The organism is Rhizobium sp. H4, from assembly GCF_003013335.1.
In the GTDB taxonomy this organism is placed as follows: domain Bacteria; phylum Pseudomonadota; class Alphaproteobacteria; order Rhizobiales; family Rhizobiaceae; genus Rhizobium; species Rhizobium sophoriradicis.
In genome coordinates this window covers 281,759-294,794 of the sequence record NZ_PSOW01000003.1, presented here as the reverse complement: position 1 = coordinate 294,794, position 13,036 = coordinate 281,759, and the positions used below count along the sequence as shown (strand labels likewise).

The 13,036-nt window shown below is 60.9% G+C and carries 15 protein-coding genes and 1 pseudogene; 8 read left to right on the top strand and 8 right to left on the bottom strand.

Features of this window, described 5'->3' with window-relative positions; genetic code table 11:
- Positions 1-180 precede the first annotated feature (180 nt).
- The 3 genes from C4N04_RS06375 to C4N04_RS06365 are packed head-to-tail and all read left to right on the top strand — an operon-like array spanning position 181 to position 3,173.
- The gene (locus tag C4N04_RS06375; protein WP_077993734.1) at positions 181-1,380 is read left to right on the top strand and encodes an ROK family transcriptional regulator; all 1,200 of its coding nucleotides are present in this window, start codon (positions 181-183) and stop codon (positions 1,378-1,380) included.
- A 33-nt stretch (positions 1,381-1,413) separates the two neighbouring features.
- Complete coding sequence (locus tag C4N04_RS06370) at positions 1,414-2,514, top strand: Gfo/Idh/MocA family oxidoreductase (RefSeq protein WP_009996613.1); 1,101 nt, start codon at positions 1,414-1,416, stop codon at positions 2,512-2,514.
- A gap of 17 nt (positions 2,515-2,531) precedes the next feature.
- Positions 2,532-3,173 carry a ThuA domain-containing protein gene (locus C4N04_RS06365; RefSeq protein ID WP_077993736.1) on the top strand — a complete coding sequence of 214 codons (642 nt, stop codon included), beginning with the start codon at positions 2,532-2,534 and terminating at the stop codon, positions 3,171-3,173.
- Positions 3,174-3,376: 203 nt separating this feature from the next.
- On the opposite strand, the gene C4N04_RS06360 is transcribed toward C4N04_RS06365, so the two are convergent.
- Positions 3,377-3,856, bottom strand: coding sequence for a DUF2938 domain-containing protein (locus C4N04_RS06360; RefSeq protein ID WP_077993739.1), 480 nt, complete (start codon positions 3,854-3,856; stop codon positions 3,377-3,379).
- A gap of 366 nt (positions 3,857-4,222) precedes the next feature.
- Between C4N04_RS06360 and C4N04_RS06355 the strand changes: the two genes are divergently transcribed.
- The 4 genes from C4N04_RS06355 to C4N04_RS06340 all read left to right on the top strand — a co-directional run bounded on the left by C4N04_RS06355 (position 4,223) and on the right by C4N04_RS06340 (position 7,164).
- Positions 4,223-5,110, top strand: a complete 888-nt coding sequence (locus C4N04_RS06355; protein ID WP_077993744.1) for an AraC family transcriptional regulator — start codon at positions 4,223-4,225, stop codon at positions 5,108-5,110.
- A gap of 170 nt (positions 5,111-5,280) precedes the next feature.
- On the top strand, positions 5,281-5,679 hold the full coding sequence (locus C4N04_RS06350) for a heme-binding protein (RefSeq protein WP_106795612.1): 399 nt from the start codon (positions 5,281-5,283) through the stop codon (positions 5,677-5,679).
- A 53-nt stretch (positions 5,680-5,732) separates the two neighbouring features.
- Positions 5,733-6,536 carry an SDR family oxidoreductase gene (locus C4N04_RS06345; protein ID WP_077993748.1) on the top strand — a complete coding sequence of 268 codons (804 nt, stop codon included), beginning with the start codon at positions 5,733-5,735 and terminating at the stop codon, positions 6,534-6,536.
- Between the two features lie 79 nt (positions 6,537-6,615).
- Complete coding sequence (locus tag C4N04_RS06340; protein ID WP_077993750.1) at positions 6,616-7,164, top strand: nuclear transport factor 2 family protein; 549 nt, start codon at positions 6,616-6,618, stop codon at positions 7,162-7,164.
- A gap of 169 nt (positions 7,165-7,333) precedes the next feature.
- Here C4N04_RS06340 and C4N04_RS06335 read toward each other — a convergent pair whose 3' ends face one another.
- The 3 genes from C4N04_RS06335 to C4N04_RS06325 all read right to left on the bottom strand — a co-directional run bounded on the left by C4N04_RS06335 (position 7,334) and on the right by C4N04_RS06325 (position 8,114).
- Positions 7,334-7,570, bottom strand: coding sequence for a hypothetical protein (locus C4N04_RS06335; RefSeq protein WP_096762727.1), 237 nt, complete (start codon positions 7,568-7,570; stop codon positions 7,334-7,336).
- Complete coding sequence (locus C4N04_RS06330; protein ID WP_164517744.1) at positions 7,570-7,740, bottom strand: hypothetical protein; 171 nt, start codon at positions 7,738-7,740, stop codon at positions 7,570-7,572. The genes C4N04_RS06335 and C4N04_RS06330 overlap by 1 nt, the downstream gene beginning before the upstream one ends.
- 116 nt (positions 7,741-7,856) lie before the next feature.
- The gene (locus C4N04_RS06325) at positions 7,857-8,114 is read right to left on the bottom strand and encodes a DUF982 domain-containing protein (RefSeq protein ID WP_106795611.1); all 258 of its coding nucleotides are present in this window, start codon (positions 8,112-8,114) and stop codon (positions 7,857-7,859) included.
- Positions 8,115-8,531: 417 nt separating this feature from the next.
- On the opposite strand from C4N04_RS06325, the gene C4N04_RS06320 reads away from it, so the two are divergent.
- On the top strand, positions 8,532-9,368 hold the full coding sequence (locus C4N04_RS06320) for a nickel-binding protein (protein ID WP_038688808.1): 837 nt from the start codon (positions 8,532-8,534) through the stop codon (positions 9,366-9,368).
- A gap of 148 nt (positions 9,369-9,516) precedes the next feature.
- On the opposite strand, the pseudogene C4N04_RS06315 reads toward C4N04_RS06320, so the two are convergent.
- The 4 genes and pseudogenes from C4N04_RS06315 to C4N04_RS06295 form a co-directional block, all read right to left on the bottom strand.
- Positions 9,517-9,808, bottom strand: a pseudogene (locus tag C4N04_RS06315) (DUF982 domain-containing protein).
- A gap of 501 nt (positions 9,809-10,309) precedes the next feature.
- On the bottom strand, positions 10,310-11,194 hold the full coding sequence (locus C4N04_RS06305) for a ribokinase (RefSeq protein WP_096762724.1): 885 nt from the start codon (positions 11,192-11,194) through the stop codon (positions 10,310-10,312).
- Positions 11,191-12,063, bottom strand: a complete 873-nt coding sequence (locus tag C4N04_RS06300) for a MurR/RpiR family transcriptional regulator (protein WP_038688805.1) — start codon at positions 12,061-12,063, stop codon at positions 11,191-11,193. The genes C4N04_RS06305 and C4N04_RS06300 overlap by 4 nt, the downstream gene beginning before the upstream one ends.
- The gene (locus tag C4N04_RS06295) at positions 12,060-13,034 is read right to left on the bottom strand and encodes an ABC transporter permease (protein WP_039619652.1); all 975 of its coding nucleotides are present in this window, start codon (positions 13,032-13,034) and stop codon (positions 12,060-12,062) included. The genes C4N04_RS06300 and C4N04_RS06295 overlap by 4 nt, the downstream gene beginning before the upstream one ends.
- Between the last annotated feature and the right edge of the window lie 2 nt (positions 13,035-13,036).

Sequence of the window (13,036 nt, the reverse complement as noted above, 5' to 3'; positions counted from 1 at the left end):
CTATCCTCATAATTTTTCCCCTATGCGGATTAATTCAACGGAGCTTTCGTCGGATGTCAACCCAATAGGCGCTATTTTTACCAAATGCGCTTGACAGGCTCGTGGGATTGCCTGCTATTTATTTCGTAACCCGTTAAAAATATTGGCTTCCGCCCAACGAACGATGCCGGCTAGTTTTTCATGAAGACCGCAGATCCAGAATTGATGCGCGCGATCAATCGCTTGAACGTGCTTGATACCGTCCGGCGCCATGGGCCGATCTCGCGCATCGAGATCAGCGAACGCACCGAACTCTCAACCACCACGGTTTCCGCCATCACCGCTTCGCTGCTCGACGACGGGCTTATTCTGCCGCGCCACGAAGGCGATATCCGCAACGAAGCGGTGCGCGGCAGGCCACGCGTGGCGCTGGAGCTCAATCCCGACGCCGCGCGAGTGGTCGGCGGCAAAATCGCCGCCAACCGGATGGTCTTCGTCGTGACCAATTTCCGCGGCGACGTGCTGTCGAAGCTCGCGCTGCCGATCCGCATCGACCGGCAGCCAATCGGCGTCATCGCCGATCTCGTCGAGGATGGTGTGCGGCGTTGCGTCGTCGACGCCGGGCTATCGCTCGAAGATGTCGACAGCGTCTGCCTCGGCTTTCCCGGCGTCATCGAGCACCGCACCGGCTACATCAGAAGCAGCCCGATCTTCCGCGACATCAATGTCGATTTCGCCGCCGAGATGTCGACGCGGCTCGCAACGCCGACCATTGTCGAAAGCGACGCGCATGCCATCACGCTCGGCCATCACTGGTTCGGCAAAGCGCGCGATCTCGAGGATATGGTGTTGATTTCATTGGAGCAGACGCTGGGTCTCGGCGTTCTGCACGGCAACAGCCTGTTTCGTGGTGCCGGCGGCCTCAGCCACAATCTCGGCGATCTCGTGCTCGGCATGGGGCCGAATGGCGTCGTGCGGCTGTTCAGCCAGGCCGGCGAAAGCGCCATACTCGGCGAACAGCAGGCCGATGGGCGTTTTGCCGAAGCAATCCGGCTCGGCCGCGGCATGACCCACGCCCAGGCGCTGATCAAGGCCGATGACGACCGGCTGATCAGCGCCGCCATTCGCGCCGGCGAAGCGGTGGGATTGACCATCGCCAATATCGTCACGCTGTTTGCGCCGCCGCGGGTCATTCTTGTCGGGTCGAGCCTGGCGCTTGGCGAACCCTTTTTGAACAGCCTGCGCGATGCCTATGCGCTCGCCATTCCGCCTTCGCTGAAGGGGGTCAGCGAACTCGTCTTCGACGATTCGAGTGATGATTTCTGGGCGCAGGGTGCCGCCGCGGTGGCGCTCTACGAGCTCTACGAATCGCCCTGGAGCACGACCGGGCCGGCGCTCTGACTAGCGACAAAATCACAATGAATGGAGGAGTTTATGGATAAAGTCGGTATCGGCATCATCGGATGCGGCAATATTTCGGGCGCCTATCTCACGGCAATGGCGTCATTTCCTATTCTCGACATCCGCGGCGTCGCCGATCTCAACCGGGAACTGGCGGAAGCCAAGGCACGCGAATTCAACGTTCCCGCCAGGTCGGTCGAGGAGCTTTTCGCCGACCCCAAGGTCGAGATCATCGTCAATCTGACGATCCCGAAAGCCCATGTCGCTGTCGCGCTGCAGGCGCTCGAAGCCGGCAAACACACCTATTCGGAAAAGCCGCTCGGGATTAATTTCGCGGAAGGGAAAAAATTGGCCGAAGCGGCGCGCGCCCGCAATCTGCGCATCGGCGCGGCGCCCGACACCTTCCTCGGCGGCGGCCATCAGACGGCGCGGGCCCTGATCGACCAGGGCGCCATCGGCCAGCCGGTCGGCGGTTCGGCCACCTTCATGTGCCCCGGCCATGAGCGCTGGCATCCGAACCCGGCCTTCTATTACGAAGTCGGTGGCGGGCCGATGCTCGACATGGGTCCCTATTACATCACCGATCTCGTCAATCTTCTCGGGCCGGTTGCTCAAGTCTCCGGCTTTGCGACGACGCCGCGGTCCGAACGGCTGATATCAAGCGCGCCGCGCAACGGCGAACGCATTCCAGTCCATGTGCCGACCCATGTTGCCGGCATGATGGCTTTTGAGAACGGCGCCGTTGTCCAGATCGCCATGAGCTTCGATGTCGCCGGTCACAAGCATGTGCCGCTCGAAGTCTACGGCACCGAAGGAACGTTGATCGTTCCCGATCCGAACAAATTTGGCGGCCCGGTGGAATATCTGAAGAAGGGCGCCGCATTCGAGGATCAGCCGGTCACATCACCCTATGCCGAGGGCAATTACCGGTCGCTTGGCGTCGCCGACATGGCGCATGCAATCCGCTCCAACCGGCCACATCGCGCCAATGGCGACCTGGCGCTGCATGTGCTCGAAGTCATGGAAGCTTTCCACACCGCCGCCAAAACCGGCCGGACGGTCACCATCACCACGGTGACGGAGCGCCCTGCCCCCTTGTCGGATTCCATCATCGACGGACGGCTGGCGAAATAATTTCAGGAGGAATGACTATGCGTGAAGCACTGATCGTCTGGGGCGGCTGGAGCGGGCATGAGCCGCAGGAATGCGCCGAAATCATCAAGGGGATGCTCGAGGAGGACGGGTTCAAAGTCTATCTCGAACATGGCACCGAGGCGCTTGCCGACCCTTCCGTCCATGATCTCAGCCTGGTCGTGCCGATCATGACGATGTCGAAGATCGAGAAGGAGGAGGTCAAGAACCTCGCCGCGGCGATCGAGAGCGGCGTCGGCATTGCCGGCTATCACGGCGGCGCGGGCGACGCCTTCCGCGACTCCGTCGACTACCAATTCATCATCGGCGGCCAGTGGGTGGCCCATCCCGGCAACATCATCGACTATACCGTCAACATCACCAGACCGGACGATCCGCTGATGGGGGGGATCTCTGATTTCCCCTATAGGTCGGAGCAATATTACATGCATGTCGACCCCTCGAACGAGGTTCTGGCGACAACCAAATTCACCGGCGAGCACGCCTACTGGATCGACGGCGTCGTCATGCCTGTCGTCTGGAAGCGCAAATACGGCAAGGGCCGCGTCTTCTATTCCTCGCTGGGCCATCAGGCCAAGGAATTCGACGTGCCGGAGATGAAGACGATCTTCCGCCGTGGCGCGAACTGGGCGGCGCGGTGAGATAGGGCCTTTCGCGGGGAACCAAAAGACCCCTCCCCAACCCCTCCCCACAAGGGGGAGGGACTAAGACGCCGCACCGCTTAACATAAACTCTACTGTATCAATCCGTCGAACGGTAACAGCCAGCAAGACCTCTGCGTTCGGTCGCCGCCGGACGCCACAGCATAGTCCCTCCCCCTTGTGGGGAGGGGTTTTTGGCAATCTCAGCGCAGAATCAACGCCGTCCCAAATAGCCCCAGCGCAAACACCGTATGCGCAAGCAGGTTGAAGCACCGGACTTTCATCGGCTTCGGATGTTTGGAAGCCGCCCAGCCGAGACCGAGGCCGGGCAGCAGCAGGAACCACCCTGCCCCGACGGTGATGATGCCGAAAATCCAGGCGGGGAGAAATGTCGGTGTAGCGAGCCAACCCTGCCCCATGATGATCGCGAAGATCACGCCATAGAGAATGCCGACGGCGTAGTGGCTGATCCAGCCGAGCGCCAATTCCCCGGCATAAGGTTCGGCATCGGCGATGTTGTCATGAAAGACCTTGCCGCGGCGAAGATGCCAGAACCAGCGGCCGACCGGCGCCCAATTGGCCGGTGTCTGGCCGAAGACCTTGGTAAGCACGATCGCCCAGAGATCCATGAGGATGGTTGCGCCGGCGCCGATCGCCAGGCCGCGCAATAGAATATCGAACATCGGGAATCACCGGAAAGTGTTGCGAATGCAGGACGCTACCAAACCATTGCGGACGCGCCGGCGCAAGGCTGCCGCGAATTCATTGCCTCAACTTCGCTTTGAATAGCTGCGACTTTGGCGGACTTTCGTCCGACACATTCGGAAGCCGCAACAAGGGGTGCGGTATCGCTTCGTGTCATGAGACTTGCGCTCCCCTGAAATTTAGCGAAAAATCCTCATCGCAATACCCGCCCCCGGACGGCAATGCGGCGCGCCTGGCTATCCATTTAATAGATCAAAGATGATTGCAGATTGACGGCAGCGTAATCGGCCCGCCGAGACTGAACAATTCGAACTTTTCTCCTATCTTCACGGCGTGGATGCGACATGACTTTCGTGGAATCGCAAGGGGACAAAAAGTATCGGACCAGCGAGCGGGTGGGCGGGCTTGTTGACTGCTCATCGCTGCAGGTCGAACTCAGGCATTTCGATCCGGGCTGGCAGGTCGACCTGACACTCGAATGCACGGAAATAGCCGTCCTGCTCTCGGGTCAGTCGAAGATCAGGTGGACCGGTGACGGCCACAGGCGGGAGGCGATCGCTCGCCCCGGTGTCGCTTGGGTATGTCCGGCGGGTGTGCATGAGAGCGGCGTAGAAATTGTGGGTACCATGCCCGAGTCCCTGCACATCTTCCTACCGCCGTCGCTCGTCGGTGAGAGCGCGCTTTCAAACTTCGACATTGACCCGGCCAAGGTGCAGCTTGCCTATGCAGGAGGCGTCCCTGATCCTACGGTGCTGCAGATCGGTCAGCTCTTTCGGGGTTTGTTGAACAGACGCCTCGAGCCTACTGACCGACTCTTCCTCGACGGACTTCAGATGGCGCTGGCGGCGCACCTGCTCGGCACCTATTCACCCGTTCGCTGGCAACCCGCCGCACGGGCGCCGAATGTCGACCGAAAAAGGCTGCAACGCGTCTTCGATTTCATTGAAGCCCGCATCGCGGCAGAAATCTCGCTGGATGACCTTGCGGCGGAGGCTTGCCTCAGCCCCTTTCATTTTGCCCGCATGTTTCGCAAGGCTACCGGCCTGACGCCGCATCGCTACGTCACCGAGCGACGGATCGAAGCGGCCAAGGAAAAGCTGCGGCTCGCACGGTCCTCGCTGGTGGAGATCGCGCTCGACACCGGCTTCGGCTCGCAGGCGAATTTCACCCGGGTCTTCCGCAAGATGACCGGCTTGACGCCCGGCCAATACCGCTCGCTCATCACCGGTTAGCGGGTTCCGCCTATCGGACATAGTTCTCCGTTCGCGTATGCCGGCAAGCCGGAGAGCAAGATTTGAGCATAGCGCAGCAAGAGCTGAAAATACTGCAGAGCGGTTCCGCCTATACACCTGTCTCATCGCGCGGGGAGCGCTAGCGCCCGAACGAAAAGAGGAGACAGGAGATGATTACCATTGACGACGCTCGCAGGGTCATCGCCGCAGGTGAGGCGCGGGCCAATGAGATCGGTGTGCCAGTCAATATCACGGTCTTGGACGCCGGAGCGCATCTCAAGGCGTTCAGCCGAATGGACGGCGCAGTGCTCGGCTCGATCGACCTCGCTATGGGCAAAGCGCGAACGGCCGTATTGTTTCAAACGACAAGCGAGGCCGTCTGGGAATATTGCAAGCCCGGCGCTCCCGCCCATGGCCTCGAATTGTCCAATAGCGGCCTAACTCCCTTTGCCGGCGGCATCTCGCTCTTTGCCCGCGACGGCACGGTGATCGGCGCCGTTGGCGTTTCCGGCGGAGCGGTTCCACAGGATCTCGAAATCGCGCAGGCAGCGGCTGCGGCCGTCGCGTGAGCTGTGCCAAGACCTGATTTCCACCAACCCGAAACCATCGAAAGGAATGTCTCATGAGCAAGACCATTTTGATCACTGGCGCAGGCTCCGGCTTCGGCAAGGGTGCGGCCATCGGCATGGCCAGGAACGGCCACAGCATCATCGCGACCACGCAGGTTTCCTCGCAGGTTACGCCACTGCGTGAGGAGGTCGCCGCCCTCGGCCTCAAGAACGTCCGTGTCGAGCGGCTCGACCTCACCGATCCCTACGACATCAAGCAGGCGCAGGGCTGGGATTTCGACGTTCTTTGGAACAATGCCGGCATGGGCGAAGCCGGCCCGGTTTGGGAAATCCCGATCGAACTTGTTCGCAAAAATTACGAAGTCAACGTCTTCCTGCCGCTGGTGCTGACTCAGGGCGTCGTCCAGAGATGGGTGCGCGAAGGCAAGAGGGGCAAAGTCGTGTTCACCTCCTCGATGGGCGGCCTTTTCACTCCGGCCAACTGGGGCACCTATGTCTCCACCAAGCACGCGTTGGAATCGATCGCCGAAGCGCTGCAGCAGGAACTCGCCCCTTATGGCATCAAGATCCAGACGATCAACCCAGGCGCCTACTACACCGGCTATAACGAGACGATGGCGGACAATCCGTTCCGCTGGCTGGATGACAGCAAGAACTTCACAAAGCGCGCAGATCTGCGAAAGGGCTTCGATGATTTCTTCGCGACGCCCGAAGGCAAGATGGATCCGAAGGAGATGATCGACCGGATGATCGAAGTCGTTCCGGCCGATATCGGCAGGTTCCGCAACGTCGTTCCGAAGGTCATCGAGGACATGCTGAAGGAGCATCAGCTGAGAGCCTGGGAAAACCAGATCTAAGCAGATTGCCGGCTGCGTGCGCCGCAAGCGGCACCCGGCCAGCGGGTGTCGCCCCACTCGTTTACCTCTGGAGAAAACCATGTCCTACACTGCAACGGCAACCGTCTGCCGCCCGCAATCCCTGGCCAAGCGCATCTTCAATGCAACTCTCGGCGTCGCCGCCGCCATCCTTGCTCTGGGCGGGCTCGAAGCTCGCGCCGCAGCGCAGTCTCTCACTGAAGCCGAACGCCGCAACAAGGCAGCCGTCGAGGCTGGATTCGAAGCCTGGGCGGCCGGTACAGGCAGTCCTTACGACCTCCTCGCCGACGACGCCCGCTGGACAATCGAGGGCTATTCGCTGGCATCGAAGACCTATCCCAGCCGCGAGGCATTCCTGCGAGAGGTGATCCGCCCGTTTAACGCCCGAATGAAGGCACCGCTGAAGCCGGCGATCCGCAACGTATATGTCGACGGCGACACTGTGATCGTCTTTTTCGACGCCCGCGGCGTCGCCCGCGACGGAGAGCCCTACGCAAACACCTATGCCTGGTTTCTCGACATGCGTGACGGCCGCATCGTCCGTGCCTCGGCCTTCTTCGATTCGGTCGCGTTCAACGCCTTTTGGACCCGTGTGACGCCGGTCGACTAGAGTCTTCCAGGTCAGAACCAATCCTGCCGTTCCTAGATGGCGTGGCGGACATCCTGCACCATCACTCGGATGCCCGCTGCCTTCTCTGCGGCTTCGATCAGCCGCCCTCTTCCTGCGCTTCCTCGGCGCCGTTACCGATATCGTCACTGATATCACGGGCAGGCATGTTTCAGAGTGTGTCGCGTTCGTATCGCGGTGTCCAGCCGCGGGCCATCCCGCGGCTCATCACGCTTTCCGCCAGCGCCAGTTGCCGGCGCAGATGCCTGCAGTCGTCGAGCAGAGTGCGGATCGCCGCCTTGGCATCGTCGTCATGCCAGGCGAGCACGGCCTCCACTTCCCATGCGCGATCAGGCCAAGCCGGGGTGGAGCAAGCGAGATCGGGCCTGAATGACTTTGCCGGCTGCATCAGTTCAACGCCAGCGGCAATTGGACCGGCCGCGGCAAGGGCGGCAGCGGCCGGCTGAGTTCGACCTTTTTCTGCCAGGCAGCGCGACGCTGCTGATCCCGTTCGCGGGCCGCGCGGGAGGCTTCGACAAGGGCCAGGGCGTTGGCGATCACCTGTTCCGTATGTGTCATGACCATCTCCAGTGTTCCTGTTTTGTTCTAATTTAGACCCTAACCCGCAGAAGTCAAGTGCGGCGAGACCTTCTCGTGAAAACGGGAGAAAACAGAGATCGAGATACGGCCGCTGTTCAGTCGGCGGCTTCTATGACGGCGATGCCCGCCTCCTGAGCAGCCCTGACGAAGGCGGCCCGCACATGATCCGGCGGCAAATCGCCGATGATCGCATCCAGGCAGGCTTTGACGGCTTCGAAATATTCCTCGCCGTCGTCCACCGGCCAGTCATGGAGGAGCGTGCGCGCGGCATCCCACACAGAGTTAATAACCGCATAGTGCCCGAGCCGCATCGAGGCCAGGCCGACCGGTCGAAAATGTGCCCTCTGTCTCACTTTGCTACAGCTTTTCCTGATTTCGGCGAGCTAATCGATAATAAGCAATTTGCGTGCCGTTGGCGGCGGCTTTTCGATCCTGGCCAATCATGGCCGCGATAAACATGTCTCTCCATCCAGGATCCGGCGGGCTAGGCTTGAGACAGGAAACGCCTGCAGCCTCTCGAGGGGGTCCGGAAACCCTGCCATCAGTCAATAAACGACAGACTATGGTAAATATCAGACTTAGAGCGCCAAGCCTACTCGTTAAAACTGGCTATTTTCTTGATTATTCTACCGACGATGCAGCAACGCGTTGCTTTTGCGGAAGCAACGCAGCGCAACAATGCAACGTCGATAATCCCGAAGGTGGACGGGGAGATATCCAGATCGTACAATGCCCGCCTCTTGCACGCGGCGGATCTGGGAGGACGCGCGATGCCCATCTTCATGGATCGGCACTTTCTCGAAGGTACCTCGCCCGCCGAGGTTGCCCAGGCACATCGCATGGATATTGACATTCAGGATCGATACGGCGTCAAGTTCCTGACCTACTGGTTCGACGAGCGGCGCGGGACGGCCTTCTGCCTGGTGGATGCGCCCGATATGGCAACCGTCCAATGCGTGCATCGCGAGGCGCACGGGTTTGTCGCCAATGAGATCGTCGAGGTGGCGCTGTCGGCGGTGGAGGCTTTTCTCGGCCGCATCAATGACCCTGATCCGGCGCCCGGCCAATCGTCGCCGCAAATGGATCCAGGCCACCGGGCGATCCTTTTTACTGATATCGTCGGCTCGACCGAGATGACGGCGCGCCTTGGAGACCGTATGGGGACAGAGCTGGTCAGGGCGCATGACGCAATCGTGCGCCGATGCCTCGGCAAGAATTCAGGCCGCGAAGTCAAGCATACCGGCGACGGCATCATGGCGGCCTTCGCGGCGACAACGGCAGCCGTCGAATGCGCCATGGCGATCCAGCAGGAATTCCAGCATTACAACAGCGGCAACAATGCCCAACCGATCCATATCCGCATCGGGATCGATTGCGGCGAGCCGGTCGAGGACAGCAACGACCTCTTCGGCTCGACCGTGCAGCTGGCGGCCCGCCTCTGCGCGGCAGCCGCCAGCGACCAGATCCTCGTCTCGGAGAATATTTTCCGGGAATACGGCGCCGCCGATCTCTTCGCCCACGCGACACGCCGCCGTCTCAAGGGATTTGCCAAGCCCGTGCTGGCCTTCCGATGCGACTGGGCCAACGCCCGCCGGCAAGTGAGCTAGCGCACCGACCCGAAAAAACCATCCCGATTTTCGGGTCGGTGCGCGTCGCCACGCGCCATGACAAGCACGCCGCCGATTTCTCGCGGTGGCCGAACCCGCCTCGATGCGGCCGTGGCAGCGCCCTTATCCGTCGCCTGTCTCAATCAGATCAAGCAGCGCCGATCGTTCGATCGTTCATCAGCTGCTCGAATTGGCGCGCCCTCGCCTTTTGCAAGCACGCCCGACATTTTTAGGAAGCGGCGGAAATTCTCCCTCGCCGCGTTCAACGGGAAGCGGCCGCTCGCCGTATCTCTGCACGCCTTCAGAAGCGTGTCATATGCCAATCCTCGCTTGTCCTGCGGCCATTCGTCCAGAAAATCCATGATTTCGTCGAGACTCGTGATCTCTGCGACGAAATGCTGACGGCGAAGAAAAACCGGCTCGAACCGAGCTTCTGGCATAGTATCCTCCCATTTATATTACTTTTTTATGGGTTTATATTACTGAAAAAGCTTGAATATTTCAACATGAATCGAGTATTTTTTGCCAACAAAGACAATGCAACTACTTCCATAACGGCAGAATAGCGCGACAGATCAGCTGAACATAAAATATGCAATTACAGCTTTTGCCGCGCGCGTGATCACGTCCATCCCTGCTCGCGAATCCATGGGCTGCCATGATAGATTGCGAGAATCGAGCCGAAGGAGATGCAGATGAACCGGATTATCAGATTGGCCGCAGCCGGCGTGCTGATCGGCTTTTCCGCTCTGGGCTCCGCCTGCACCTCACCTGCGAAACACGACAGGGAGGATTATCAGTATCAGCTGGATACATCGAGGAACCCGGCTTGCGCAGGCGGGTTCAGGCCCGGCAATGCTCGCTCCTGCAGCTATTGAAAAGCATCAGGGATTTCCCTGAGCGCCAACCTCGCCAGGGGCGCCGCTCCAAGCGCGCCGCGTTCAGCTGATGCGGGGCGTGCTGACCAGCACAGCAGCGGCGCGGTTCGCCGAAGCCAGCGCCGAGCGGATGTCACGACCGCGGGCGAGCTCGGCGGCGAGCACACCCGTGAACTCGTCACCGGCGCCGTGCGTGCTCACCACGTCGACCTTGACCGCTGCAATCGAGAAGGTTTCGCCGTTCTTCGTCGCGCAGGCTACCCCCTCCCCACCCGCCGTGACCACGACCACCGGGAAACGTTCCGCCAGCCGCCTTGCCGCCTCCAGCGCCCCGGCCAAGCTGTCGACGACCGGAACCTGCGCCAACTGCTCCGCCTCGATCGCATTCACGACGACGATATCGACAAGCTCCGCGAGGCCGTCCGACAAGGGCCGCGCCGGCGCCGCATTCAGCACCACCTGCCCGCCGGCCTCCTTCATCGCCCGTGCCGCCGCGACGTTGGCAGGATCGGGGACTTCATTCTGCAACACCAGGACGCCGCCGCCGGCAAACACCTCCCGGGCGGCATCGACATCCGACTGGCCGAGCGCAAGGTTGCTGCCCGATACGATGACCGCGCCGTAATCGCCTTGCCCATCGAAGATTGCAACGCTCATGCCGCTGCCGACGCCGGCCACCGTCTTGACGAAGCGGTGATCCACGTTGCCAAGCGCAAGGTGGTCGGTCAAAGCGCGTCCGAAATCATCGTCGGCGACAGCACCGACCATATGTGACGAGACGCCTGCCTTGGCGGCCGACAGCGCCTGGTTGCCGCCCTTGCCGCCGCATTTGGGATGCCAGCTGCTTCCCGTCACCGTTTCACCCTTGCGCGGCCGCGCCGGGCCGTACACCATAATGTCGTAGTGCAGGCTGCCGAAGACGACGACGGAGGGTGAAGCACTGGTCATGGAAGCTTGTCCTTGCGTTTGGATGTAACGGCGGACATCGTCCTTTCGAGGTTTCTCTCCGCCGCCTGGTAGTTTCTCTTGGCGACGGCCATGAAAAGCGCGTCGAGTATGTTGAGTTGCGCAATCCGCGCCGCGGCGTTTTCGCCCATCAGCGGCGATCCCTGCGCCGTCGAACACAGAACGATGTCGGCGATCTGAGCCAAAGCCGATCCGCCGTAATTGGTAATGGCGATCGTACGCGCGCCGGACTTCCGCGCGAGCTGTATCGCCTCGATCACCGCCGTCGTGTTGCCCGAATGGGAGAATCCTATAGCCACGTCGTCTGTCCCCAGCAGGGAGGCCGACATCAGCATCATGTGCGAGTCGTCCTGGACGCTGCAGCGCACGCCGATCCTCAGGAATTTGTGCGCGACATCGCGGGCGATTTGCGCCGAACCTCCGACACCATAGAAATCGCGTTGTCCCGGTTTCGCCAACAAGTCGGCAGCGCGATCGAAGGCATCGACATCAAGGATCGCAAGGGTTTCCTCCAGCGCGTTGATCGATGTACGGAAGACTTTCTGGATAATTTCGGCGGAACTGTCTTCCGCGGAAAGTTCCTGATGCATTTCCGCGGTCGGTAGCTTGTTGTAACTTGAGACGGCGGTGCGGAAGTCACGAAAGCCGCTGAATCCCAGTTTCTTGGTGATCTTCACGACCATTGCCTCGGAAACCCCGGCCTCGGCCGCCAGGTCCTTGAGAGCGGTGTCTTCGGAGAAATCCCTCAGCCCGAAAACCGTCTCGACGACACGCGCCTCCAAGGGGGTGAGCTGAGGCATCATCATCCGGATGCGCGGGCCCACCGCCTTGAGATCATTTGCAGAATTCATCCCCGTCCCCTTGTGACGCGATCGATCATCATCGCGACAAGGATAATAAGGCCAGTGGCAAGAAGTTGGTAGAAGGCCTGCACGTTCATCAACGTCAATCCATTGCGCATCGCCCCTAGAATGATCGCCCCGAGCAGCGTGCCGATGACGCTGCCCTTGCCGCCCATCAGCGACGCCCCGCCGATTGCCGCTGCGGCGATTGCGTCGAGCTCCCACAGATTGCCGAGGATCGGTTCGGCGGCCCCAAGCCGACCGATGAGGATCATCGAGGCGAGCGCCGCCAGTACACCGGAGATCACATAGGCCGTGATCTTGGTCATGGCGATCGGGACACCGGCGACGTAGGCCGCCTCTTCATTGCCGCCGACCGCAAGCAGATATTCACCCAGCGGAGTCTTCTTGAGAAGCACCCAGGCCAGGAGAGCGACGACCGCCACCATCACGACGGAATTTGGAATGCCTGCGGCGCTGCCGTTGAACAGCGTCCGGAAGCTTTGCGGGACACCGAGCACAGGGTTGCCGCCGGTATAGATGAGCGCAATAGCTCGATAGGTGCTGAGCGTGCCGAGCGTCACAATGAAGGGCTGCAGCCCGGCATAGGCGACAAGCACGCCATTGACGAGGCCACAGAGGACGCCGATGCCGAGCCCGGCAAGGATGGCGAGAGGAACCGGGACGCCGGCCACGAGCAGCGTCGCCGAAATGACGGCCGCAATCGCCGCCGTCGGACCAACGGAGAGGTCGATGCCGCCGGAGATGATCACCAGGGTCATGCCGAGCGCCAGACAGGCGTTGATGCTGGACTGCTGGAGGATGTTCAGGAGGTTTCGCTGCGAGAGAAAATCGGGAGCCAGAAGGCCGAAGATGATCACGATGGCGACAAGGCCGATCAGCGTGCCGGCGTCGCGGACCGATAAGGATCCGACAAGCCTGGTTGATGGCGCTGCGGTATTCTCGATGGTGTCAGACATAG

Excerpts from the sequence above, each read along its gene's own strand:
- C4N04_RS06365 (WP_077993736.1), top strand. The coding sequence starts at position 2,532 with ATGCGTGAAGCACTGATCGTCTGGGGCGGCTGGAGCGGGCATGAGCCG.
- C4N04_RS06375 (WP_077993734.1), top strand. The coding sequence starts at position 181 with ATGAAGACCGCAGATCCAGAATTGATGCGCGCGATCAATCGCTTGAAC.
- C4N04_RS06295 (WP_039619652.1), bottom strand. The coding sequence starts at position 13,034 with ATGTCTGACACCATCGAGAATACCGCAGCGCCATCAACCAGGCTTGTC.
- C4N04_RS06335 (WP_096762727.1), bottom strand. The coding sequence starts at position 7,570 with ATGCAGCCGGCAAAGTCATTCAGGCCCGATCTCGCTTGCTCCACCCCG.
- C4N04_RS06370 (WP_009996613.1), top strand. The coding sequence starts at position 1,414 with ATGGATAAAGTCGGTATCGGCATCATCGGATGCGGCAATATTTCGGGC.
- C4N04_RS06305 (WP_096762724.1), bottom strand. The coding sequence starts at position 11,194 with ATGACCAGTGCTTCACCCTCCGTCGTCGTCTTCGGCAGCCTGCACTAC.
- C4N04_RS06330 (WP_164517744.1), bottom strand. The coding sequence starts at position 7,740 with ATGACACATACGGAACAGGTGATCGCCAACGCCCTGGCCCTTGTCGAA.
- C4N04_RS06345 (WP_077993748.1), top strand. The coding sequence starts at position 5,733 with ATGAGCAAGACCATTTTGATCACTGGCGCAGGCTCCGGCTTCGGCAAG.
- C4N04_RS06355 (WP_077993744.1), top strand. The coding sequence starts at position 4,223 with ATGACTTTCGTGGAATCGCAAGGGGACAAAAAGTATCGGACCAGCGAG.
- C4N04_RS06340 (WP_077993750.1), top strand. The coding sequence starts at position 6,616 with ATGTCCTACACTGCAACGGCAACCGTCTGCCGCCCGCAATCCCTGGCC.
- C4N04_RS06360 (WP_077993739.1), bottom strand. The coding sequence starts at position 3,856 with ATGTTCGATATTCTATTGCGCGGCCTGGCGATCGGCGCCGGCGCAACC.
- C4N04_RS06300 (WP_038688805.1), bottom strand. The coding sequence starts at position 12,063 with ATGAATTCTGCAAATGATCTCAAGGCGGTGGGCCCGCGCATCCGGATG.
- C4N04_RS06350 (WP_106795612.1), top strand. The coding sequence starts at position 5,281 with ATGATTACCATTGACGACGCTCGCAGGGTCATCGCCGCAGGTGAGGCG.
- C4N04_RS06320 (WP_038688808.1), top strand. The coding sequence starts at position 8,532 with ATGCCCATCTTCATGGATCGGCACTTTCTCGAAGGTACCTCGCCCGCC.